We start from the raw sequence: 20947 nt of genomic DNA on the forward strand, positions 1-20947 counted from the left end.
TTTTATATAAGCGTTCGTATTCATACGAACGCTTATTTTTTACAGTCAATTCAAGCTCTAAGATTTTCTTACCAAGAAGAATCCTTTATCATACCCCTGTACACTATTATCAATGTTAATTTGCTGCTCGCCGACTACATATGAGGCAAATTCAGTTTTGATCTCGTAGTTATCAAAATGCGTAAGAAAATTCTTTTCATTAAAAAACCACGAAGGATACTTTGCTTCGTAAATCTCTGGAGTTACAATTTGCAAAGTCAATCTATCAGGGTTATTATTGCAAATGAAAGCCGTTCGATCTATCAAAATGTATTTAAAGTCAAACTTTTTCAATTCATCTAGAAATTCGTGGGGCTTTTCCAGATACTGTACAACACCTGACAGTAATAATATATCCGCTTTTTTAGTGCTCATGCTGTCAGCAATTGTCGGATGGAATTTTAGAAAATCATCCTCAAACATTGTTTTCCCACAATTCACATAGTCTTTTTGCTCCACTACACTCCAATGCACTTTTAGTTCTGATGGAATAAAATCCCTAACCTGATAATAGGTACTGCCTAGCGAGCCTCCAAAATCAATCACATTTAAACTATTATCGCAGTTAATAGCAGCGTAAAGAAGAGCGGTTATGACGGAATATGGGTATATCTTTTCATCAAATAATACAGAATCCCGTTCATAAACGGCTTCACCATTTTTTATTTTCAATAATGAATTCCGTGTTTTATTTAAAATTAAATCTGACTCATATCCCCCAGAAAGTGCGACAAGTTCGCTCCAATCTTTATAATCACCAAACCAACCGTATTTATTGTTTTCAGGTTTCTTTTTTCTCTTAAAAAATGACATATATAACTTGTAATTTGCTTGGTACAATATAGAGTTTTACTCTGACAGATAGTCGTCTTTAATCTAACCAATAAAAACCTAGATCTGAGACTAATGATTACTGAATGGTTAAAGTTCCCCTCGTTGCTTTACTGGATACTCCATTTGCATCAATAAAATCCACGAAAAATTCAAAAGATGATCCTGACTTATAACCACCTGCCTGCAGCATGGCTGGGGTGATCGTAATTTTTGAGCCTGATAATCCAAAACCTCCCAGGTCATTCCCTAAAGTATACCAATGTACGGTTGTATTGGCAGGTACATTGGTCACTGTAAAGGTTTGCGATCCACTTTTTACGATCTGTGCTGATACAGGGGAAAGATGGGGTTGAATCGGATTTTGCACATACTGTCTCTTTTTATCCATATTGATCAAGCCATAGTATCTAACGTATTCTATTTCCATAACCGCTGGCAGAGCAACTTTATTGATATTCTTCCCAACAAAATCTCCACCAACGCTTAGGCAAATATTTAGATCGAAATAATCATTGAACGGCCATCCATTATATCCTCTTCCATTGTTGCTGAAAGTACGCATCAGCACTCCATTAAAGTACCATTTGATATATTCCGGGGTCCAGTCCATTCTATATTCATTGAACTGGTTCAGCGTAACAGGAGTGGGTAGCGTAACCATATTTGATGCACCATAGGATTTCGCTGAATGTACATTATAGTTTACTTCACGATCATTTTGTCCTTTAACTTCCACAATATCAAACTCGCCGCAATTAGGCCACGTTTTTAGATCATAGTCTTTGTGACGCTCGCCGAACCCAAAAATTGCCGGCCAAAGTCCAGTGCCTAATGGCATTTTTGCTTTGATAATATATCTGCCGTAACGTTGATTTTTGTTGGAAACAATTTTTCCAGATGTATAATTGAAGCCATTGTATGACTCATTTAAAGCAATAATCTTTAATTTACCATCTTCCACTTTCAAATTTTTTGATCTGCCCGTGAAATATTGAAGCTCATGATTACCCCAGCCATAATATCCATTACCGCTACTCATATTCCACTTCTTTGGATCAGGAGTACCCCTGTAGTTAAATTCATCACCCCAGGTTATTGATGGACTGAATTTATATTGAAATCCATTAACACATGGATCAGGTTTGTTTACTACATCGTCCCAGGTTACTGTCTTTAAATACCCCAGTGATGTTAAAGACTGCTCAGGTGCTGATCTCGTAATTTCTATATCTGCTATCATTGACTTACCTTCTGTTTTATATACGGTACTATTAACATCGGGAATATACAGTTATTTCCATCTATTATGTTTAGGGTATACAGGCAGATATCTTCTTAAGATAGCTCAACAAATTCATCACCACACCTCCTTTTTCATGCAGTGTAAACATTTATAATTATATAATTATCATCAATAATTTACAAAAACGAAAAAGTCGGAAGATTTCTCTTCCGACTATGCCTGAATAAAGCTTTTTTTAATGCTTTGATAAATCTTAAAATTATTGAACTACTTTACCATCCTCAGCGATTTTGATAGAGGCAGTTTCTGCGTCTTTTTTCACGTCAATCTGGTAATGCTTAGTTTTATCTACATTGGTTACCAGGAAAGCGGCTACTGGAGTCCATGCTTTAACTGGTTCACTTTGCAATGTAGTTTTTACTGCTTCTGGAAGATCTTTCAATTCTACTGGAACTTTAGTAGTACTATCTTGTTTTACAGTAATAGCTACTGGACTTTTTACTTCTGATGCGTTTACTGCAGTGATGGATGCGAATGCTAAAAATGCTGCTGATAAAATGATCTTTTTCATAGGTTATGTTTTTCAGTTATTATTCTTGTTAATTATGTTTAGAGATGCTTCATAATGGTGCCACGAACGACCATCTTTGGCACATAACTGAAAAAGAGCGCATTACAAAATCAGGTCCGATTTTAACTGTAGAGATCCGCCACAGTTTGCTGAGTAAAGAAGCAGATCATTTCCGAAAACTCGAATTTTTATTCTATCATTCTGTTGCTTAAAGCTTAGGAATGCATCAAATGCTGGAACAGCTTTAGCGTTATTTAAAATAATTTACCTGGAATGGACTTTTCAGATGTTGTAAACGCCAAGGAAACTGAGTTGCAAGCGAATATTGCAATTCCAAAATATTATGAACAATATGAGAGAGCCTTTGGCCTTCCAATCATTCGTCCCATAAGAGTGACTGATGTGACTGAGCAAAATGGGCGATTGATCAATGCTACCGGTACCTGGAAAACCCCACACTGCCCTAAATATCCTGGCTGGGAAAACTTCAAAGGGAGGCAACTGCACACTGCTCAGTACAAAAACGCTAAAGAATTTATAGGAAAGCGTGTAATAGTTGAGGGTGGTGGCATTTCAGCGATCCAATCACTCTGGGAGATTTCGGCAGTAACCCAAACTACTTGGGTCGTATATTACCTTATTTCCACTCTAACTCATCGCTATCAAATTCGTCTTCCCCATATTCTTCGTCATTGCCTGAATTATCTTTATCCAGATCGTCGTCATCGTCAGAGAAATCATCGTCGTCATCCTCTTCATCTTCCGGTATTGGGGGACTTTTCGGGTCGCTTTTTATATTTTCATCGATCAGCCTTTGTCCCCAATCCTGATCATTTAGATTTTTAGTTTCCATGGTCATTGTGATTTAATGAAATCAAAATAATAGAAAGCGCTAACAAAAAACTCACTATCCAAATAACACTCAGACCAGCAGCTTGTTTCCTAAAAAAAACAGAAATAGGTAATAATATAATTCACAAACTATGGTAGCTATACCAGAGCCTATTACTTTCTCTTTAAGTCTTTTTCCTGCTCTAATTTTCCCATAGTTTCTTTTACCAGATCTCTACTTTCTGTGGTTATGGCGATGACAGAGTAACAATTTGGACAGCTAAATTTTCCGCCAGCGATTAACTCTTGAACGTTAAATATAATTTTTCCATTACAAGTTGGGCAAGGGATGGTTTGATTGACTGCAATCATGATTTTAAAATTTTGAGCGTTTAACATTGTTTTTGGTGGATGATACCCACACATTGACTGAACTAATTTAGCTATTATTTTTAAAATTCCAATTTCCAGTAGAGCGCTCAAAAATTCTTTATACTCATAGAAGACCCTTACTTTTACTTATTGTTCTAAATTGTATCAGGTGCGGATAGAGCCATTCCCACAAGGAAATAGATAAAATAAAAAATTCTAAATGCTTTTGCATTTAAAACTGTAATCTCGTAATCATGATCTTTCAACGTTGGAACAATTAAAATAGCAAAAGAATATCAATTTTACTTGCTCCAGCTGTAGCAGCTGTACCCAGAGGATTAGCAAGTACAACAACCGAGGCAAGTGATAGCGCAATCCAATCATCTGTATGACCTCCGTTTCGATAACTGTTATTAACAGCAGTAATCCCTCCAAAGCAATACCAACTATGCCAGTAGATTTATTCGCTACCTGTAACACGGGCATCTGCCTCAGCTGACATAAATCTAACTAGCGCATTGGTAAAATTAGGATAATCTACAGCAAGTCCAAACGCAGTCATCAATTTTGCTGCACTATTTGAAAGAAACGAAGTTTCATCCTGTAGCAGCGTATGAGTCAATGTTTTTTCACTTTACTGCTGCCAGGAAAGAGAGCCTCTTTCAAAATCCCGGATGTAATTAGGCCCTATATCAATGGGCTTATCATTATAATTCGGATTTCCTGCCCCCCTTAACCATCCGAAGTGGCTGGACAATATCCACCTCCTGTACCGTTTCCTGTCCCTCCTACAATACTTGGGTTAGGTGGATAAATTTCATAGTTAGAGCCCGGATTTGGAATATTCACAGCGTCATTTAAAGAAATACTTCCAGTGCCCCAGGAAAACCAGAACCAGTTCCTGCAGATTTACCGCAGGAACATACAAACGATAAAGCCATGTTATTGATCTACTTTCCAGATACCGGTAAGGGATTGATATATAATCCATCAAACCGTATAGAAAGCAGCTATAAATTTTAAAAAATAGTTTACAGAAAGTCTGTGCTGTGTCAAACTTACAATTAAAACATCTGATGTTTAAGCACCAGACATACCTTTGAAACATCAGATGTTTAAAGATGAAGAAAACGATAAAACTTTCCGACAAGGTCATCATAGAGATCAAGAAAGACATCGCCTCCGGCAAATTGAAAAAAGGCGAAAAGATACCCGCAGAGCCTGAATTGATGGAACATTACGGTGTCGGCCGTTCCACCATCCGCGAAGCAATCAAGACATTATCCATCTCTGGAATCCTGAAAGTCCAGCAGGGATCAGGCACATTTGTAGTGTCCAAAATTAAAGATGAAAGCCTTTCCCAGCGCTTAAAAAGAGCAGATTTTGAAGAGATCAACAGTGTGCGTGCGCTGTTAGAAAAGGAAATCGTAAAACTGGCCAGTCAGCATCGAAATGATGCCGATTTGAGTACCATGGAAAACCTCCTGCAGCAAAGGAAGAAAGCAATTGAAGAGCAGCAGCAAAAGAAATGTGCAGAAGCAGATATTGCTTTTCATATTAGTGTTGCAAAGGCTTCCGGAAATCAGGTCCTTGCTGATCTTTATGAAAACTTCAGTTCCGTGATGCGCAACTTCTTTGAACTCAGAGATGCGGCCGACATTAAGCATTTTAGCAGCAGTCAGCATGCACACGAAGCTTTATTTGAAGCCATCAAAAACCAGGATCCAAATCTAGCTGAACAACTCACTATAGACATCTTAAATAATAACTATTAAGCTTTATGAATATTTTACTCTTTACCCTCATTCTATTATTGGGGGCTTACCTGGCCGGTCTCGCAGGCTCCTTAACCGGTCTTGGCGGCGGCGTGGTCATCATTCCACTCCTCACCCTGGGCTTTCATGTAGATATTCGTTATGCCATTGGCGCCGCATTAGTCGCCTCTATTGCCACATCTTCCGGCTCAGCCAGTGCTTATGTAAAAGAAGGAATCACCAATGTTAGATTAGGGATGTTTCTGGAAATTGCCACCACAGCTGGTGCCGTCATAGGTGCCATCCTCGCCATTTATACACCGGTTAACCTGGTTGCCATTCTGTTTGGTGTGATGCTGATCTTTTCAGCAGCTATGACACTAAGAAAAAAACATGAAGATGCATTGCAGGAAGGCAGTAAACTTTCTTATGTGCTCAAATTAAACGGCAGCTATCCAACTAAAGAAGGTGAGATTTCTTATAAACTAAAGAATATTGGCGGAGGGTTCTCTATCATGACCATTGCAGGCGTACTTTCGGGTTTATTAGGTATAGGGTCTGGTGCTTTAAAAGTATTGGCAATGGATACGGCCATGCGTGTACCTTTCAGAGTCAGCACCACGACCAGTAATTTCATGGTAGGTGTAACCGCAGCGGCGAGTGCCGTTGTCTATTTGCAAAGAGGATACATCGATCCAGGAATTGCTTTTCCGGTGATCATTGGCGTACTAGCCGGGGCTTTTACTGGTTCAAAACTCCTCATGCGCATCAATGTAAAGTCGCTAAAAGTGATTTTCTCTATAGCCATTACGCTCATTGCACTCAACATGATTTACAACGGTATCAACCATAAATTCTAATCAGATGGGAAAAAATAAAAAAATAACCGACTATGATATGGAACAGCTGATTGGTCAGGTGTTAAGATATGGTGTATTAACGTCTGGGATTATCGCCATTATAGGCGGCGTCTGGTACCTGATTCAAAGTGGTGCTGGATTTCCCAATTACACTTCATTTAGTGGAGAGCCTGCCCGCTACACCAGCTTAACGGGGATCATCAAGGGATTAACGGAAGGCAGCGCGAAAGAAATTATACAGCTGGGTGTAGTGATTTTGATTGCCACCCCAATCCTCCGCATTGTTTTTTCTTTGTTCTCTTTTATACTGGAAAAAGACAGGCTTTATATTGTGATCACTTTAATAGTGCTGCTGATTATCTTATTCAGCATGTTTGGCGGACTTAAAGTATAAGCCCGAATTCTGCTTGGCTTAATATATTCTGGTTGTCTACTTCAATAAGTAGAGCAGACAACCAGAATAGGTATTTATTCGTATTTATTCAGGTAATCCTGTAATCCACCATTCATACCAGCGCCTACGGCTTCAAATTTCCACTCTCCGTTTCTACGGTAAATCCTGCCGAATTCCACTGCAGTTTCAATAGAGAAGTCTTCTTCTAACTCATACTTCATCAGCTCCACTCCATTTTGATCCACGATGCGAACAAAAGAGTTTCTCACCTGACCAAAATTCTGCTTACGGTTTCCTGCCTCATGAATCGTCACTACAATACAAAGCTCCGAAACTCTCGGGTCAACTTTTGAAAGGTCCACTTTAATGCTTTCATCATCTCCATCACCTTCTCCGGTTAAGTTATCACCAGTATGTTCGATTGCGCCATCTGGCGAATTCAGGTTGTTATAAAAAACAAAGTAATCGTCTGATACCAGTCGTTTGTTTTCTCCAAGCATAAACACCGAGGCGTCTAAATCAAAATCATGTCCGGTGGAACTGTTCGTATCCCATCCCAACCCTACTGTAAATTTTGGAGCATTGATGTTCTCCCGCTGTCCTTTTCTTAGGTTAATAGCCATAATCTTTCTGGTTATTTTTACAAATTATTCTAAACGTTTATCGCAATTTACGGTATTCTGGAAGATTCCTCGCTTTAGGTTATATAAAAAATACAAACCGATATTGATCGTAATTCCTTCATTTGGTTGTGCTTTTCGATCAATCTAAAAATACTTCTCCAGATTTGTCACATTTCTAAAATATTGAGGTAAAAAACTGAAATGTGGAACGGATATTGCTATTATTGACCACAATCTATGTTAAAAAAGCAAGTCGGAATTGACGATTCTTCAGTAAATGTCAATTTTTCTCCAGCAACACATTACGTTACTATTAATAGCGTTAACCTCTAATTATTTTAGGTATTATGGAACGAGAATCAAAATATTAATTAAATATTAATTGGACAAATTGGCGTGTATCACGCTAAATCATTTTAAAGCCAATTAATATGACTAATTTTGGAAATGACAATGAAGCACCTAATAACAAAGGAACAGGAAACTTTTTTAAAAAAGCACAAAATCTCATCCGAACTATTGTTCGATGCCCAAGGAGAGGACATATCAGAAAATTTGCAGAAAAGTATGACTGAAGCTGACAAGGTGATTGCTTGCAACACCGCGCCATGCACGGAGAATGACACCCATACGTTAAGAACGATTGGAGGTTTTTGTCCACAATGCGATACGACTAAAATTGCTGCTGCTTTAAGGGAACTTAAACCAGGTTACATTTACTTCTCAGGGTCCAAAAGAGGAGGATTAATTAAAATCGGTTCAACAAACGAAGGAAAAAGTAAGACACTTACCTTAAATTTAACGACTGCAAGAGATGGCGGTTATGACGACTGGGAACTTCTTTTCAGTGCAAAAACACCAACACTAGGAAGAGTAGAACGTTTAATTACTGATAAACTTGCTGAATACAAAGCAGCTTACCAAAGTGAAAAAAGCGGTAAACTACAAAATGGCGGCGAACTATACAGATGTTCGTTCCTGAAAGCTAAAGAAGCTTACCTTGCCGTTACTGAAGAAAATCAATTCGATTTTACTCAGGTTAGCGAAAAGAAACACATCACTTCTGAATACCAATTCAAGAATTTGAAAATGACAGCTAGAAAAGCAGTTATCTAAGCATAACTCTTTATCCATGATATTGACCTTCGGGTCTTGAAAGACCAGTCTCTTTGATTCCTTAAGGATCATTTGATACTGGTCTTTTCTATTGAAAAGAGTTTTCAGATTGCTGCGCAAATTTCCAGAAAATATTTAACCAGGTGTTTATGGTTTTTTAATGATCAAATCTTCCAGCACAGGAGAATTGGCTTTTAAAGCCGCTAATTCCGTTCTATATTTCATCAACTCCCCCTCCTCATGCTCCGTCAGGCGCTCTTCACTTTTCAATTCATACTTTTGGCCATTTAAAACCAGCATATTGGTGTAACAATCCATCGCCAGGTTATAAGCGCTGAAGTCTGTTTGGGGGAAAGTCATCTCTTTCCATTTGATCACATTAGAGTTTTGCTTTACCGTTTCAAAAGAAAAGCTGCAGCTCAGCACCTTGGTTTCTTTTGGCGCGAACGACACGCCTTCAGCCGGTCCTTTCACACAACTCCAGCCATCATTGATATCCTTGGTAGAACCATAACCAATCACGGTTTCATAAGTAGTCAATACCTGATCACTTTCATTGGTAAAAGCGCATAAGATCACCAGCTGTCCAGCCACCACATCAACACTTAGCGGTTTCGCTTTTAACAGGCTCAATTTCATCTTTAAGGCATCAGATTTTTTCTTTTTAGCATCCAGTACCAGCATCTCTTTTTCCAGCTTATCTATTTTTCGCTGGTGGTCTTCTTTGATATACTGATTGGCCATTGCATAAGCTTCTTCCAGATTTTTACCATTCAGGCGCTTCCATACCAACTCATCAAAATTTTCTTTCTTTAGGGCAGGCTGATGATCTCTATCATAAATGGCGGAAAACGCAAGCACTCTTAAAGCCAGCTCCAGGTTTTCCTTTCCAGCGGCATCAAGACCGGCTGCGATCTTATCTTTTGATACTTTAAATTTCTCTTTTGATCCACCTTTGAAACGATCCTGGCTAAAAACCAGGACAGGAAAAATGATCAAAATCAACAACAGGTAACTATTCCATTTCATAATCAAGGATTCAAAGCTATGATGTGCTCAACCTATTAACGCGATATTCCAAGAATTACCACAGGGTTAAGCAAGCTTAAAACGCTTTAAAGGTAAACTATTAAAAAGTTTTTTTGTTAATCACAGACAACCGCTGATATGATTAAAGACAATAAATCCATTTACAGTGCTTTAGCAGCCAATCTTCTCATTGCCATCACCAAGTTTATTGCCGGTGGTTTTACCAATAGCTCTTCGATGATTTCTGAAGGTATCCACTCTATGGTAGACACCATCAATCAGGTTTTACTATTATATGGGTTAAAAAAAAGCAAGACAGCTCCTGATCAGTCCAGGCCTTTTGGCTATGGTAAAGAGCTGTATTTCTGGTCATTTATTGTGGCTATTTTAATCTTCGGACTGGGGGGCGGCATTTCCATTTACCAGGGGATCCAACACATGATCAAACCAGAACCGGTCAACAATCCGCTGATCAACTATGGCGTACTGATTTTATGCTTACTCTTTGAAGGCTGGTCCTTGCGCATCGCGATCAGGGAATTTGATCAGCAAAGAAATGGACTGACCTGGTGGAAAGCCATTGTTAAAAGTAAAGATCCTTCCAGCTTCCTCGTGCTGTTTGAAGATGGAGCGGCCGTCCTGGGTTTATTAATTGTTTTCATTTTCATGCTGATCGGACATAATTTCGGGATAGATTATATGGATGGTTTAGCCTCTGTATTGGTTGGTTTATTGCTGGTATTCGTGTCTGCAATTTTAGCCAGAGAAAGCAGAAGTTTGCTGATGGGCGAAGGTATTGCCCCGGAAACCAGGGAAAAAATCAAATTATTGGTTGAAAAAGATCCTTCAGTGATTAGAACTTCTAATATCATTTCGACCTACCAATCTCCTGAAGAAGTTTTACTGGTGATCATTGTCGTTTTTCAACCTGATATCGACACAGAGGACATCACAGATGCGATTAACCGAATTCGCGAAGCGATCAGAAAGGAATTTAAGTTTATCAAATTCATCATTATTCAGCCATCAGAAGACTAAAGGTTTTATTTTGAAGCATTCACATCAGACCTATCTAATTCAGAATCCCCTCTGCACCTTGACTTGCTGTAGGAAGCGGTTTCCCTGCCATTTCCAATAGCGTAGTTTCAATCATGCTGGTCATTGCGTTCAAGGCCAGGTCATTTGGTTCAGTTCCAAAAGGCTCCTCAATTTCATCAGCAATTGCTTCCAATGCGACAAAAGTATAGGCGATAAAGCTGACGATAAAAGGGGTGAACCAGCTCAGGCTGTCTACAAAGCCAAATGGCAGTAAAAAACAATAAATATATACCGTACGGTGTAATAAAATGCGATAAGTATACGGAATTGGTGTAGAAGCGATCCTTTCACATGCCCCTACAATATCAGATAGCTTATCCAGATTCCGATCAAATGAATGCTGTATGATGGTATCTATTTCCCCTTCTTCTTTGGCTTTCTGCACCCAGAACCCCATTTCTTTCATCAGCAGAATTGGTTTATAAATCGCTGGCTTCAGGCTTTCACTTAATTCCGGACTCAGTCTTTGATCAAGGTCGGCACTAGCATCTGTATGCCTTAACTGGTGTTTTAAAGCATAAGTAAAAGCAATGAGGTAATGGATAAAAGTATCGACTTGCTTGCTCTCCGGAGGATACCCGGTCATGGTTAGGGCTTGTCTTGCCAGAGACCTGGTATCATTTAATAGTGCACCCCAAACTTTTCTAGCCTCCCAAAATCGATCATAACTGGCATTGTTTCGAAAACCTAAAAATAAGGCCAGCGCAATGCCAAATAAAGTAAATGGTGCCGGACTCAAAGGAATCTTAAAATCGAATAATTTTCCCTTTAAATAGACAACACAAACAGAAAATAGAAACAAGAGCAATAATCTAGGAAGCAATTGTGGTAAAACAGATCCTTTCCATATAAAAAGCATTCTAAACCAATGTTCATTCTTTCTTATGATCATAACTCAAAAATCCGATTTTATTTATAATTAACAGCATTTTTTGGCTTGTAAAATAAGCTGCTGAAATAAAACCAGGATAATTCTTACTTGTTATAGCGATATGGAAAAAGACATTTATGCTGGAACCAGTGGTTTGATACTTCCTGTTCCAAATAAGCAATATCTCCCAATCGAGTTCCGTGATAAAAGCAGGCTAAGCTATTATTCTACTTTATTTAACAGCATAGAAATCAACAGCTCTTTCTATAAAATCCCAATGCCCAGTACGGTAAAAAAATGGGCAGAAAGCGTCCCCGAAGACTTTAAATTTACGTTTAAACTATGGCGTGGCATCACCCACGCAGCCGGACTTTCATTTGATAGAGAAGATGTGAATCGTTTTATAAAAACCATCAATCAAGTAGGAGAAAAGAAAGGCAGTTTGCTGGTACAATTTCCACCCAGTATTGTTCAGACTACCTATATTCCTCATTTGATGCGGTTATTACATGCCATTCGGGAAGCAGATCCTGAGGAAAACTGGGATCTGGCAGTGGAATTTCGCCATGCCTCCTGGTATAAGGAAACCACCTATAATTTACTAAATGAATTCAATGCTGCACTGGTTTTTCATGATAAACCGGGTTCCGCCAGTCCTATGAAGGAAATGAATACGGATTTCATCTATTTACGTTTTCACGGCCCAACGGGCAATTACAAAGGAAGTTATGACGATAGTTTTCTGACAGAATACAGCAATTATATTGATGAATGGAGAAGAGCAGAAAAAACAGTATATGTATACTTTAACAATACCGCTGGTGAGGCCATTCGCAACCTGCAAACCTTAAATACTGAAGTGGATCAATTGGATTTAGCGCCCTGACCTGGCATAGCCCAAACGCTCCAAATCACTAATATCCTTTACTAAATGTACTTTTTCGGCTGCCAAAACATACAAATCATTCGCTAAATCTATGACATCCTGGTACATGTGATCAGTGATTAGAAATCCTTTCTTTGGCAGTTCATGGTGCTGGTAGGCTTTGGGTACAGCTTGTCCATCAAAACGGACCGACTTATTGCCCGGCACGAGAGTTCCAAAAATGAGGTTCATCAAGCTCGATTTCCCAGTTCCATTCCTACCCAGTAAGCCTGTAATTTTACCTGTTTCACACTTTAAGTATACATCAGACAAGATCGTCCTGCTCCCAAACTGCAAGCTTACACTGTCTATTTCTAATTGATGAGCCATACCGTCTTATACAAAAAGGTTAAAGAAATTTATACTTAGACCAGGGAATTTTCCTGAGAGCAGGAAAAGAAAGAAAAAGATCAGAAACTCCAGCAACATGGTTCCAGACCACAAAAATGTTCTGGGTATGCCCAGATTCTGGTAGTATAAGAACTCTTTATACTTATATTTGCTGATATAATAAGCGACGATTCCAAGTGTCGCAATTTTAAACCAGATCAAAATAGTCAGCGCAGGCATACCCAGGTAAGCAAATAATGAGGCACAGGCGATGGAGGTCACAAATGTGGCTGGAAAAAAGTTGGAATAAAAAGTCAGCAAGAGACGGAAGGACTTGAAATTCATTCTGATAATACCAAAGGATATCTTACAAATTACAATAATTTAACGAGACGCTTTTACTCTTTTCAGAAAATCACTTAAATCCTGAACAAATTGTTTTGGTTGTTCATAATGAATGTTATGCCCTGTATTTTCATAAACCCTGTGCGTAATAAATTTCTGATGCTGCTCCTGTAAAGCCGCATTTTCTTTTTCAAAAGGCATGAAATCATTTTCCATCACCGGATCTAAAATCAACATCGGTACTTTCAGATTTCTATAAATAACCTCAGGTGAAAGCATGGACATAGATGCCCCAAACAGGCTGACTTTTGTTGGCCTCAGGATCAAATCAGACCACTGGCGAGCATTACTCATTTGAAAGAGTTCCATCACCCCAGGACAGATCTCCCATCCTGCTTTAGTCTTCACAATCCAGGCCAAGGCCGAAAACTGCGTTCCCCCCTCCTCTGCATCATAAATGTCGTAATAAGCATCGAAAGCGCTAGCGTATACTGTATCTCTTACCGCATGATCTGTGATGTTTTTGATGGTTTCTTCCAGTCTGGAAGCTTCCATTTTATGATAATAAGTATTTTGAGCAACCGATCCGCCATCCTCTAAAATGAGTCCTAGTACCCTTTCCGGATAGGCGTCATAAAAAGCAGTGCTGACTCCAGCACCTCTGGACCAGCCAGCAATCACAGCTTTTTCAATTTTCAATTGATCCATCAGCTGTTTAATGTCATCAGCCACATGGTATAAAGATACTTGATGCTCAGGAATGGCCGTCTGTCCATGACCGTAATAGTCGATGGCAATCAGGTAATATCCAGCTTTGACCAAATCATCAGCTACTTTTAACAGCTCATAACCATTCGTTAAACTACCATGAGACCAGATTAAAGGGATACCCGCAGGATTTCCCCAGCTGAGGTAGTGCATATTCACATTATTGGTTTTCACAAAGCCACCATGTTGTTTTTCAAACAAGGCAAATTCCTGCTGTGCCTGTTCATATAGCTTTTGAGCAACTGTAATATTAGGTTTAGTCTTTTGATCCTGGGCTTTTACAAAAAGAACAACTGGGAAAAAGAAGAAAAAAAGGAAGATCCGACGCTTCATAAAAGTGGTAAGATTAAGGTAATGGTCTTTAAAACTAAGGAGCAACATTAGTCAGCAACTGTTTAAAGCCTGGTCCAGGAGAAATTTTCAGTTTAGTTAGCTTTGTCCTGACTGAGGCCGCCTTTTCTTTTTGTCCAGCAGCCTGATAATTTAGGATCAGTTCTGAATAAGCAGCAAACAGATACGGATTTGAGACAATCGCTTTTTCATATAGTGCAGAAACAGCGGCTTTATCCATGTCCTTAGCCGCGCGAAGCTTCCCTTCTGTAAAATAATAATCGGCCATATAAAACGGATTCCCCTTAGATGAGATTGTGCTAAACAAGCTTTCTGCCTGATCAACATGTCCTGTTTTGATCAGCAAAAGACTATACCTCAACTGGTCAGCTATCCTTACTGCCTGATCTCCCTTAATAAATGGCTGAAGGTATACCCCTGCCTGGTCCATATCCCCTTTTGAGGCATAGAAATCTGCGATCCTCAGGTTATAATCGGTACGCGCATTCCCCGAAGCTGCTAAAATGCGCTGTGCTTCTTTTAAGGTAAAAATGGCTGCATCATATTGCTGACTCATTGCCAAAGCATCTGCATATTTGTTTCTATATTCAAAATTCTGCGGCTTCTGCTCCACCAATCCTTTCAGAATGGTGACTGGTTCTTCGGCATACCCTAAAGCCGCGTTCAATACGGCTGCATAAGCGATGGCATCATCTCTGCGGTCTCTGAGATAAGTAGAAACTGTTGCACCAGTTTTTCCATAAGCGCTGGCAGTAGCCATGGCCTCTGCAATCATCCCGTTTTTCTTATACATCTCTGCCAATGCTAGGCTGATGCCCGCCAGTTCCTGATAGTCATCTTCCAGATGGAAGGCTTTATCCAGGTAAAATGCTTGTTTTGAAACGCCTGTTTGCTGGTCAATCTCCCCTGCAGCAAATTTGGCAGCATATAAATTGGCATAAGCAGTATAAACCGGTGCATATTTTGGATCCAGCCCTTCGGCCTTTTTAATCCAGGTTTCTGCAGCTTTAAAGTCTTTTCTTTCTGTTTTCAATTGCGCATGATAAAGATAGGCCGGTAAGTACAAAGGATCGTATACCAATGCGGTATCCAGATAACTTGCAGTCAGCTTCAAATTACTCCTGCTCATGTCCTTACTTTTATTCAGATATACTTCCGCCCAGTTGCTGGCCATTGCTTTTTGATCTCCAGCCAGGTAAGCACGCTCTTTTTTGACCAGTTGATCCAGAAATTCATACATATCCGGGTCTTTAGTTTTCAAATCCGAAGTCGTATTCATAGATTTAAAATCCAATGGATGCACCTTTACGGGTTCAAAATAGGCAGGATAAGTTTGTGCGAAATACTCACTTTCATTGTTCTGAGAATAGTAATCCAAGGTTCTTTTCTGTTTCATCGCCTGATAATATAAGGCCCTGATTTTACGGCATTCTGCATCGGTGAGTACCCGACCATGAAAAAGGTGGACATACTCATGAAGGATCACATTTCTTTCCAGAAAAGCGCCGCGTTCAACGTATTCTATGGCTGCTGCACCACTCCCCACGCCACGAATGTCCATCCACTGCCTATTGTCGAAAGTAGTCATATAGCGAAAATACGGCGCATTCATCGTGACCGCGAGGTCCTTGTGCAGTGGTGGAATCCGGAATGATTCTCCCTGTTTGGAAAGAAAAGGAAAATACACCACAGCAGTAAACAACTGGTTCCAGGCCATTGCTTTCACTGTTTCACCAGGATAATAGCTGACATCAGGAAATACCTTTTGAAAATTAGCCATATCATTGATATGTTTAGTATTCAAGGTATTTGAGATCGAGTCGTAAACGGCCAGATAAGGGATTCTTTTAGACTTAATCACAGCGGATAAGCCATTGTGTGCAGGTCCGTAGTGCTTTTTCCTGAGCAGGATGTTTCTAAAGATGTTTTCTGCAGAATCCAATCTGCTTTTACGGTCCATATCGAAAGCGATGTAATAAATCGAAGCACGGTGCATGCCTGGAAGTATGGATGCCGGATATTGTTTTTCTACCACTCTGGTGGTTTCAATCGCATGGGCCACCTCCCCTTTGCTCACCTGCAGGTCTGCCTTTTCTAAAGCTTTTCTAATGACCTCATCATCTTTCTCCGCATAATCGGCATAGGTTAGATTGGTGTGCCCGTTCCCCCAATGCCAGTTCGTTTGAAAATGAAGCGGATTAATGGCCAATGCCAGTTCCCATTGTGCCGCCATAGCATTTAGCTGTGTGGCATCAATTCGGCGCCAGATCGCATAGCCATAACTGAATCTTGCATCGGCATTGTATGGATCTAAGGTTAACGATTTTTTTAATGGGGCCTCAGCCAGCTCTGGTTGCTGGTTCCAGAAATAAACGTCGGCTTCCAGCAAGTAAGCCGCTGCGCTATTGGGGTTCTGCTGAATGATTTTTTTAGCGATATCCAGTGCTGCAGTATAGTTTTTTTGAAGCAATCTTGTCCTGCCCAGCATCAGCCAAAGTTTTTCGGAAGGCTGTTTTTTTAATGCCTGCTCACAAAGTAATGCAGCCTCTGGAAGTCTCCAGGCTTGAATCTCCAGGAAAGCCTTGATCAGCACTGCTTTTTCAAGATCAGGCTGTGTCTTCCTCAATTCATCTACCAGGGCGGCTGCCCGCTGGAATTCATTGTTCAGAATGAGGTAGTCGGCGCTCAGTAATTTATAGTCGGGAGAGGGCGTCTTATGCGCAGATATTGCCTGTTTAGCTTCTTTCCACAAGCCAAGGTTCAACATTTTTTCTATGCTTTCTGTCTTGTTTTTAGCCCTGGGAAAGTCCTTTAAAACTTCCTCCCTTTCTTTCGACAATTGTTGGAGTGCCAATCCTGCGCTATCAGGAGCAATATTTTGTGCAGAAAGCGATGCGACCTGAAAGCAGATCAGCCCCGAAAGATAGAAGTTCAGCATTTTCATAGTATCAATATTACCATAAAAATAGTATAAAAAAAAAGCAACCCTCCTGCGCTCCGCTGAAGTGTTGCTTAATCAAGAAATTTTACGCTGTTTAGAAAGCCTATTCAGCTACTAAATCTAGAGCTGCTGCTTTGGTCGCTGTACTCAAATCATCTACTTCTGCATCGTGTGTATGACTGCGCACTGCTGCGATACTACGCTCCATATCCAACCAATACTCATAGTAACCACTGCGGGCAAGCACCTGATTGTCTGCGTCCTTTAATATAAAGTAAGAACCCTGCTCGTCCGTTTGTCTACTGAAACGCTGTGCAAATTTTGAATTGGCTCTTACCAATTCTACTTGCTTTTCGCAGGTAATCTTTGCGGCAGTTTTATCTGCACTATGCAATACGATATCGCCTGATTTTAGCTTTAGGTTAAAATGGAACTTGTTGTCAAGGTCTTTTATAATCTGAAATTTCGCCATCACTCTTGTTAAGTTTACGGCTACAAATTTAAGCTCATGAATTAGAAAAAACACGCATCCTTGTCAATCGAAAAACTGATAATTATCAATTATCATCAAAGTTATTACCACAACATGACCTTCCATATCGCCCAATTGCAGAAAAATTAGCAGTAACTTTGTCGCATCAAAAAGGATTCAATTCAAAGAATAGAGAACGAGCATTATGAGCCTAGCCGGTATTTTCCCAATTGATCAATGGAATTTCAAATCCCAATCCATCCTGAAAAGCATTCCCGAAGAAGACCAGAATCGTCTTTATGCAAATATGACGATAGAAAGTTATAACAAAGGGGATGTGATTTTCAAAGAAGGTGCAGTTCCTTCCGGGATATTTTTCATCCAGAAAGGAATAGTGAAGAAGTATAAAGTAGATCGGGATGGCCGGGAGCAGATCATGTATGTTGCAGGCACCGATGAGCTGATCGGCTATCATGCCATCCTTTCTGAGCAGCGGTATCCTGATTCTGCATCTGCTATTGAAGACTGTGTCATTGCCTTTATTCCTAAAGAAGACTTCCTGGACGTACTCCACAACTCTGCGATTTTATCTCAGCGACTGCTGAAAAACATGAGCCATGAGTATGCCGTGCTGACCAATAATATCTCTGTCTTTACACAGCGTACGGCAAGGGAACGAGTGGCGATTACCCTGATTGTACTGAGAGAGAAATACAAGAATGAGGAGTCAAATGAAGACACCATCAACATTTCCCGCAGCGACTTGTCGAATATGGCAGGCATCGCTAAAGAAAACCTGGTGAGAATCCTGAAAGAGTTTAAAAACCTGGGCCTCCTGGTTTCTGAAGGCCGTAAAATCACGATTACCAATATCAAAATGCTGGTAGAAATCTCTAGTTACAGCAATAAAACCCTTAAACTTCGCTAAAAGCACGCAGATATTTGTCGATATAAACTGACTTTTCCTTAGACTTATACTGCATGATATACCTGGGGTGCTCAAGGGCTACAACCTTTTTGAAAAACTGATGGGCTTCATTCAGTTTTCTAAAGAAAGCCTCGTTTTTGCCTGTCCCAAAGCAAAAACAAACATCGGTTTCAAAACCCATGCCAATTTGTTTTCGGATGTTCTCTACAATAAATGGGTAAACCGATTTCAATAAAGCCGGACTATCATAATAATTGTAATTGGTTTCTTTTCCGTTCTCCCCTATTTTGGTAAAACCCAATGGGCAGATGGAATGAATATAGAACTGCTGATAAAACTTTTCTTCCCCTCCAAAAGCAGCAATCATTTCATAAATATAAGCTGAAGAAGGCTCATGCGTCATTGGCCCAGGATAGTCAATATGGCAATTGGCTTGCAGTCGCTTCGGATCTGTGAAAGATATTCCAGTTTGTCCGGAACCAAAACGCCCGGGATTGATGCCCAGAATCAGGTGACGGGGCTGGGTATCGTTATAATATTTCTGGTAAAATTCGCTGGAAGCAGCTAGAGCCAGCAGACTTTCCTGAAAAGGATTCATGATCCTGATGCCTTCCGGTAAAGTCCCTTTATAGGTCAGACTGTTGTTAAATGCGATAATTCTTGCTGCAAAAGTGCTCATTTCTAAAGATAAAGAATCTAGCCAAAAAAAAGCCGGGAATGAAAATCTATAAAGATTTCTATTCCCGGCTTTTTAATATATGCTGTAATGCCTTAGCTCATTTTCAGTTTTTTCTCAATGTCATTCACATAAGCTCTGAAAGTCTTATCTGTTTGAATCAGATCTTCTACCGTCTGACAAGCGTAAATCACTGTGGAGTGATCCCTGCCACCGAAGAAGGCGCCAATAGTTTTCAAAGAAGATTTGGTCATCCCTTTTGATAAGTACATAGAGATTTGACGGGCCTGCACGATTTCCCTTTTACGGGTAGGTGCTTTTAGCAAGTGTACCGGAACCTCGAAGTAATCACAAACCAGTTTCTGGATATAATCCATAGAAACCTCTTTTGTGGTATTCTTGATAAAGTTCTTCAGCATTGACTTAGCCAGCTGCAAATCAATTTCTTTTTTATTCATGGTGGATTGTGCCAATAGCGAAACCATTGCGCCTTCCAGCTCACGAACGTTGTTGTCGATGTTATGTGCCACGTATTCTACCACTTCATCAGGAAGATCAATTCCATCCGCATACATTTTCTTTCTTAAAATCGCGATTCTGGTTTCCAGTTCAGGAATCTGAAGATCTGCTGAAAGGCCCCATTTGAAACGACTCAATAAGCGTTCCTCTAAACCGGTCAGGTCTTTTGGAGACTTATCAGAAGTGATGATGATCTGCTTGCCAGATTGGTGTAAATGATTGAAAATGTGAAAGAAGATATCCTGAGTTTTTTCTTTTCCAGCGAAGTTGTGAATATCATCCATGATGATCACATCCATTGCCTGGTAGAAATTCACGAAATCATTGATGGTATTGTTTTTCAATGATTCTACGAACTGCTGACAGAACTTTTCACATGATAAGTAGATCACTAACTTATCAGGAAGGTTTTGTCTGATTTCATTTCCAATCGCCTGTGCCAAGTGGGTTTTTCCCAAACCTGAAGCACCATAGATCATTAAAGGGTTAAATGAAGTTGCACCAGGTTTTGCCGCTACCGCATGTCCTGCTGAACGGGCAAGTCGGTTACAATCCCCTTCCACAAAAGTATCAAACGTATAGTTTGAATTCAGCTGTGGATCTACATTCATTTTTTTCAATCCAGGAATCACAAATGGATTCTTAATGTCTCTGTTTACATTTACAGGAACCGGCATAGATTGTTTCCTGTTGGTAGAAGACATGCTTCCGTTTGATGGCATATTTGTCGTATAAGGCAGTGCTCCATTTGTAGACTTATCTACCACTATATTATACTCTAAACGTCCTTCCGCGCCAAGTTGTTGTTTAACCGTTTTACGTAATAATGCCACGTAATGCTCTTCCAGCCACTCGTAGAAGAACAAACTAGGTACTTGTACAGTTAAAACGCTGCCTTCTAGCTTAAGGGCTGATATCGGTTCGAACCAGGTCTTGAAGCTCTGGGCCGGGATATTATCCTTTATGATTTGGAGACAGTTATTCCATACTTGGGTACAAGTGTTTTGCATAGGTTCTCTTTAATTTTACGGTTTTAAACTTTAAAACAGCGAATGGA

Annotated in this window: 22 protein-coding genes and 1 pseudogene; 8 read left to right on the forward strand and 15 right to left on the reverse strand. The window is 39.9% G+C overall.

The window, feature by feature from the left end:
• Positions 1–57 precede the first annotated feature (57 nt).
• The 3 genes from H9X96_RS00985 to H9X96_RS00995 all read right to left on the reverse strand — a co-directional run bounded on the left by H9X96_RS00985 (position 58) and on the right by H9X96_RS00995 (position 2687).
• On the reverse strand, positions 58–852 hold the full coding sequence (locus tag H9X96_RS00985) for a methyltransferase, TIGR04325 family (RefSeq protein ID WP_187664482.1): 795 nt from the start codon (positions 850–852) through the stop codon (positions 58–60).
• Positions 853–949: 97 nt separating this feature from the next.
• Positions 950–2113, reverse strand: a complete 1164-nt coding sequence (locus tag H9X96_RS00990; protein WP_187664483.1) for a family 16 glycosylhydrolase — start codon at positions 2111–2113, stop codon at positions 950–952.
• Between the two features lie 262 nt (positions 2114–2375).
• Complete coding sequence (locus H9X96_RS00995; protein ID WP_187664484.1) at positions 2376–2687, reverse strand: hypothetical protein; 312 nt, start codon at positions 2685–2687, stop codon at positions 2376–2378.
• Positions 2688–2960: 273 nt separating this feature from the next.
• Between H9X96_RS00995 and H9X96_RS23040 the strand changes: the two are divergent.
• Positions 2961–3290 (forward strand): annotated as a pseudogene (locus tag H9X96_RS23040) (pyridine nucleotide-disulfide oxidoreductase); the annotation flags it as partial.
• Between the two features lie 34 nt (positions 3291–3324).
• Here the strand turns inward: H9X96_RS23040 and H9X96_RS22790 are convergent.
• Positions 3325–3546 (reverse strand): hypothetical protein, encoded by a 222-nt coding sequence (locus tag H9X96_RS22790; protein WP_255430943.1) that lies wholly within the window; start codon positions 3544–3546, stop codon positions 3325–3327.
• 146 nt (positions 3547–3692) lie between these two features.
• Positions 3693–4001, reverse strand: coding sequence for a hypothetical protein (locus H9X96_RS01005; RefSeq protein WP_187664486.1), 309 nt, complete (start codon positions 3999–4001; stop codon positions 3693–3695).
• A 1010-nt stretch (positions 4002–5011) separates the two neighbouring features.
• Between H9X96_RS01005 and H9X96_RS01010 the strand changes: the two genes are divergently transcribed.
• Genes H9X96_RS01010 through H9X96_RS01020 form a run of 3 tightly spaced genes read left to right on the forward strand, consistent with a single transcriptional unit; the run spans position 5012 to position 6898 of the window.
• The gene (locus H9X96_RS01010; RefSeq protein WP_187664487.1) at positions 5012–5665 is read left to right on the forward strand and encodes a FadR/GntR family transcriptional regulator; all 654 of its coding nucleotides are present in this window, start codon (positions 5012–5014) and stop codon (positions 5663–5665) included.
• Positions 5666–5670: 5 nt separating this feature from the next.
• A complete protein-coding gene (locus H9X96_RS01015) occupies positions 5671–6504 on the forward strand; it encodes a sulfite exporter TauE/SafE family protein (protein WP_187664488.1) in 834 nt (277 codons plus the stop codon).
• A 4-nt stretch (positions 6505–6508) separates the two neighbouring features.
• Positions 6509–6898 (forward strand): DUF1634 domain-containing protein, encoded by a 390-nt coding sequence (locus H9X96_RS01020; RefSeq protein WP_187664489.1) that lies wholly within the window; start codon positions 6509–6511, stop codon positions 6896–6898.
• A 74-nt stretch (positions 6899–6972) separates the two neighbouring features.
• Here H9X96_RS01020 and H9X96_RS01025 read toward each other — a convergent pair whose 3' ends face one another.
• Entirely contained in the window at positions 6973–7524 is a 552-nt protein-coding gene (locus H9X96_RS01025; protein WP_370576706.1) for a TerD family protein, read from the reverse strand.
• A gap of 564 nt (positions 7525–8088) precedes the next feature.
• Between H9X96_RS01025 and H9X96_RS01030 the strand changes: the two genes are divergently transcribed.
• Positions 8089–8637, forward strand: coding sequence for a GIY-YIG nuclease family protein (locus H9X96_RS01030; protein ID WP_187664491.1), 549 nt, complete (start codon positions 8089–8091; stop codon positions 8635–8637).
• Positions 8638–8784: 147 nt separating this feature from the next.
• Here H9X96_RS01030 and H9X96_RS01035 read toward each other — a convergent pair whose 3' ends face one another.
• Positions 8785–9666 (reverse strand): hypothetical protein, encoded by an 882-nt coding sequence (locus tag H9X96_RS01035; protein ID WP_187664492.1) that lies wholly within the window; start codon positions 9664–9666, stop codon positions 8785–8787.
• A 138-nt stretch (positions 9667–9804) separates the two neighbouring features.
• On the opposite strand from H9X96_RS01035, the gene H9X96_RS01040 reads away from it, so the two are divergent.
• On the forward strand, positions 9805–10704 hold the full coding sequence (locus tag H9X96_RS01040; RefSeq protein ID WP_187664493.1) for a cation diffusion facilitator family transporter: 900 nt from the start codon (positions 9805–9807) through the stop codon (positions 10702–10704).
• Between the two features lie 34 nt (positions 10705–10738).
• Here the strand turns inward: H9X96_RS01040 and H9X96_RS01045 are convergent, their stop codons facing one another.
• On the reverse strand, positions 10739–11656 hold the full coding sequence (locus H9X96_RS01045) for a bestrophin family protein (protein WP_187664494.1): 918 nt from the start codon (positions 11654–11656) through the stop codon (positions 10739–10741).
• A gap of 100 nt (positions 11657–11756) precedes the next feature.
• Between H9X96_RS01045 and H9X96_RS01050 the strand changes: the two genes are divergently transcribed.
• Entirely contained in the window at positions 11757–12521 is a 765-nt protein-coding gene (locus H9X96_RS01050) for a DUF72 domain-containing protein (protein ID WP_187664495.1), read from the forward strand.
• Here H9X96_RS01050 and H9X96_RS01055 read toward each other — a convergent pair.
• The 5 genes from H9X96_RS01055 to H9X96_RS01075 form a co-directional block, all read right to left on the reverse strand.
• Positions 12510–12890, reverse strand: a complete 381-nt coding sequence (locus H9X96_RS01055) for an ATP-binding cassette domain-containing protein (protein ID WP_187664496.1) — start codon at positions 12888–12890, stop codon at positions 12510–12512. The two genes, H9X96_RS01050 and H9X96_RS01055, sit on opposite strands and share 12 nt — an antisense overlap.
• 6 nt (positions 12891–12896) lie before the next feature.
• The gene (locus H9X96_RS01060; protein WP_187664497.1) at positions 12897–13235 is read right to left on the reverse strand and encodes a hypothetical protein; all 339 of its coding nucleotides are present in this window, start codon (positions 13233–13235) and stop codon (positions 12897–12899) included.
• 39 nt (positions 13236–13274) lie between these two features.
• Positions 13275–14336, reverse strand: coding sequence for an alpha/beta fold hydrolase (locus tag H9X96_RS01065; protein ID WP_187664498.1), 1062 nt, complete (start codon positions 14334–14336; stop codon positions 13275–13277).
• A 34-nt stretch (positions 14337–14370) separates the two neighbouring features.
• Entirely contained in the window at positions 14371–17298 is a 2928-nt protein-coding gene (locus H9X96_RS01070; RefSeq protein ID WP_187664499.1) for a tetratricopeptide repeat protein, read from the reverse strand.
• 100 nt (positions 17299–17398) lie between these two features.
• Positions 17399–17767, reverse strand: coding sequence for a YegP family protein (locus H9X96_RS01075; RefSeq protein ID WP_187664500.1), 369 nt, complete (start codon positions 17765–17767; stop codon positions 17399–17401).
• Positions 17768–17972: 205 nt separating this feature from the next.
• On the opposite strand from H9X96_RS01075, the gene H9X96_RS01080 reads away from it, so the two are divergent.
• Positions 17973–18695, forward strand: a complete 723-nt coding sequence (locus H9X96_RS01080) for a Crp/Fnr family transcriptional regulator (protein ID WP_187664501.1) — start codon at positions 17973–17975, stop codon at positions 18693–18695.
• Here H9X96_RS01080 and H9X96_RS01085 read toward each other — a convergent pair.
• Together H9X96_RS01085 and dnaA are read right to left on the reverse strand one after the other, a co-directional pair.
• Positions 18682–19374, reverse strand: a complete 693-nt coding sequence (locus tag H9X96_RS01085) for a uracil-DNA glycosylase family protein (protein WP_187664502.1) — start codon at positions 19372–19374, stop codon at positions 18682–18684. The two genes, H9X96_RS01080 and H9X96_RS01085, sit on opposite strands and share 14 nt — an antisense overlap.
• A gap of 92 nt (positions 19375–19466) precedes the next feature.
• Positions 19467–20900, reverse strand: a complete 1434-nt coding sequence (gene dnaA / locus H9X96_RS01090; RefSeq protein WP_062549583.1) for a chromosomal replication initiator protein DnaA — start codon at positions 20898–20900, stop codon at positions 19467–19469.
• Between the last annotated feature and the right edge of the window lie 47 nt (positions 20901–20947).

The organism is Pedobacter sp. N36a (assembly GCF_014472395.1).
GTDB lineage: Bacteria > Bacteroidota > Bacteroidia > Sphingobacteriales > Sphingobacteriaceae > Pedobacter.

What these genes read in the sequence shown, in the direction of transcription:
- H9X96_RS00985 (WP_187664482.1), bottom strand. Translation starts at nt 852, where the DNA reads ATGTCATTTTTTAAGAGAAAAAAGAAACCTGAAAACAATAAATACGGT.
- H9X96_RS00990 (WP_187664483.1), bottom strand. Translation starts at nt 2,113, where the DNA reads ATGATAGCAGATATAGAAATTACGAGATCAGCACCTGAGCAGTCTTTA.
- H9X96_RS00995 (WP_187664484.1), bottom strand. Translation starts at nt 2,687, where the DNA reads ATGAAAAAGATCATTTTATCAGCAGCATTTTTAGCATTCGCATCCATC.
- H9X96_RS22790 (WP_255430943.1), bottom strand. Translation starts at nt 3,546, where the DNA reads ATGACCATGGAAACTAAAAATCTAAATGATCAGGATTGGGGACAAAGG.
- H9X96_RS01010 (WP_187664487.1), top strand. Translation starts at nt 5,012, where the DNA reads ATGAAGAAAACGATAAAACTTTCCGACAAGGTCATCATAGAGATCAAG.
- H9X96_RS01015 (WP_187664488.1), top strand. Translation starts at nt 5,671, where the DNA reads ATGAATATTTTACTCTTTACCCTCATTCTATTATTGGGGGCTTACCTG.
- H9X96_RS01020 (WP_187664489.1), top strand. Translation starts at nt 6,509, where the DNA reads ATGGGAAAAAATAAAAAAATAACCGACTATGATATGGAACAGCTGATT.
- H9X96_RS01030 (WP_187664491.1), top strand. Translation starts at nt 8,089, where the DNA reads ATGACTGAAGCTGACAAGGTGATTGCTTGCAACACCGCGCCATGCACG.
- H9X96_RS01035 (WP_187664492.1), bottom strand. Translation starts at nt 9,666, where the DNA reads ATGAAATGGAATAGTTACCTGTTGTTGATTTTGATCATTTTTCCTGTC.
- H9X96_RS01040 (WP_187664493.1), top strand. Translation starts at nt 9,805, where the DNA reads ATGATTAAAGACAATAAATCCATTTACAGTGCTTTAGCAGCCAATCTT.
- H9X96_RS01045 (WP_187664494.1), bottom strand. Translation starts at nt 11,656, where the DNA reads ATGATCATAAGAAAGAATGAACATTGGTTTAGAATGCTTTTTATATGG.
- H9X96_RS01050 (WP_187664495.1), top strand. Translation starts at nt 11,757, where the DNA reads ATGGAAAAAGACATTTATGCTGGAACCAGTGGTTTGATACTTCCTGTT.
- H9X96_RS01055 (WP_187664496.1), bottom strand. Translation starts at nt 12,890, where the DNA reads ATGGCTCATCAATTAGAAATAGACAGTGTAAGCTTGCAGTTTGGGAGC.
- H9X96_RS01060 (WP_187664497.1), bottom strand. Translation starts at nt 13,235, where the DNA reads ATGAATTTCAAGTCCTTCCGTCTCTTGCTGACTTTTTATTCCAACTTT.
- H9X96_RS01065 (WP_187664498.1), bottom strand. Translation starts at nt 14,336, where the DNA reads ATGAAGCGTCGGATCTTCCTTTTTTTCTTCTTTTTCCCAGTTGTTCTT.
- H9X96_RS01070 (WP_187664499.1), bottom strand. Translation starts at nt 17,298, where the DNA reads ATGAAAATGCTGAACTTCTATCTTTCGGGGCTGATCTGCTTTCAGGTC.
- H9X96_RS01075 (WP_187664500.1), bottom strand. Translation starts at nt 17,767, where the DNA reads ATGGCGAAATTTCAGATTATAAAAGACCTTGACAACAAGTTCCATTTT.
- H9X96_RS01080 (WP_187664501.1), top strand. Translation starts at nt 17,973, where the DNA reads ATGAGCCTAGCCGGTATTTTCCCAATTGATCAATGGAATTTCAAATCC.
- H9X96_RS01085 (WP_187664502.1), bottom strand. Translation starts at nt 19,374, where the DNA reads ATGAGCACTTTTGCAGCAAGAATTATCGCATTTAACAACAGTCTGACC.
- dnaA (WP_062549583.1), bottom strand. Translation starts at nt 20,900, where the DNA reads ATGCAAAACACTTGTACCCAAGTATGGAATAACTGTCTCCAAATCATA.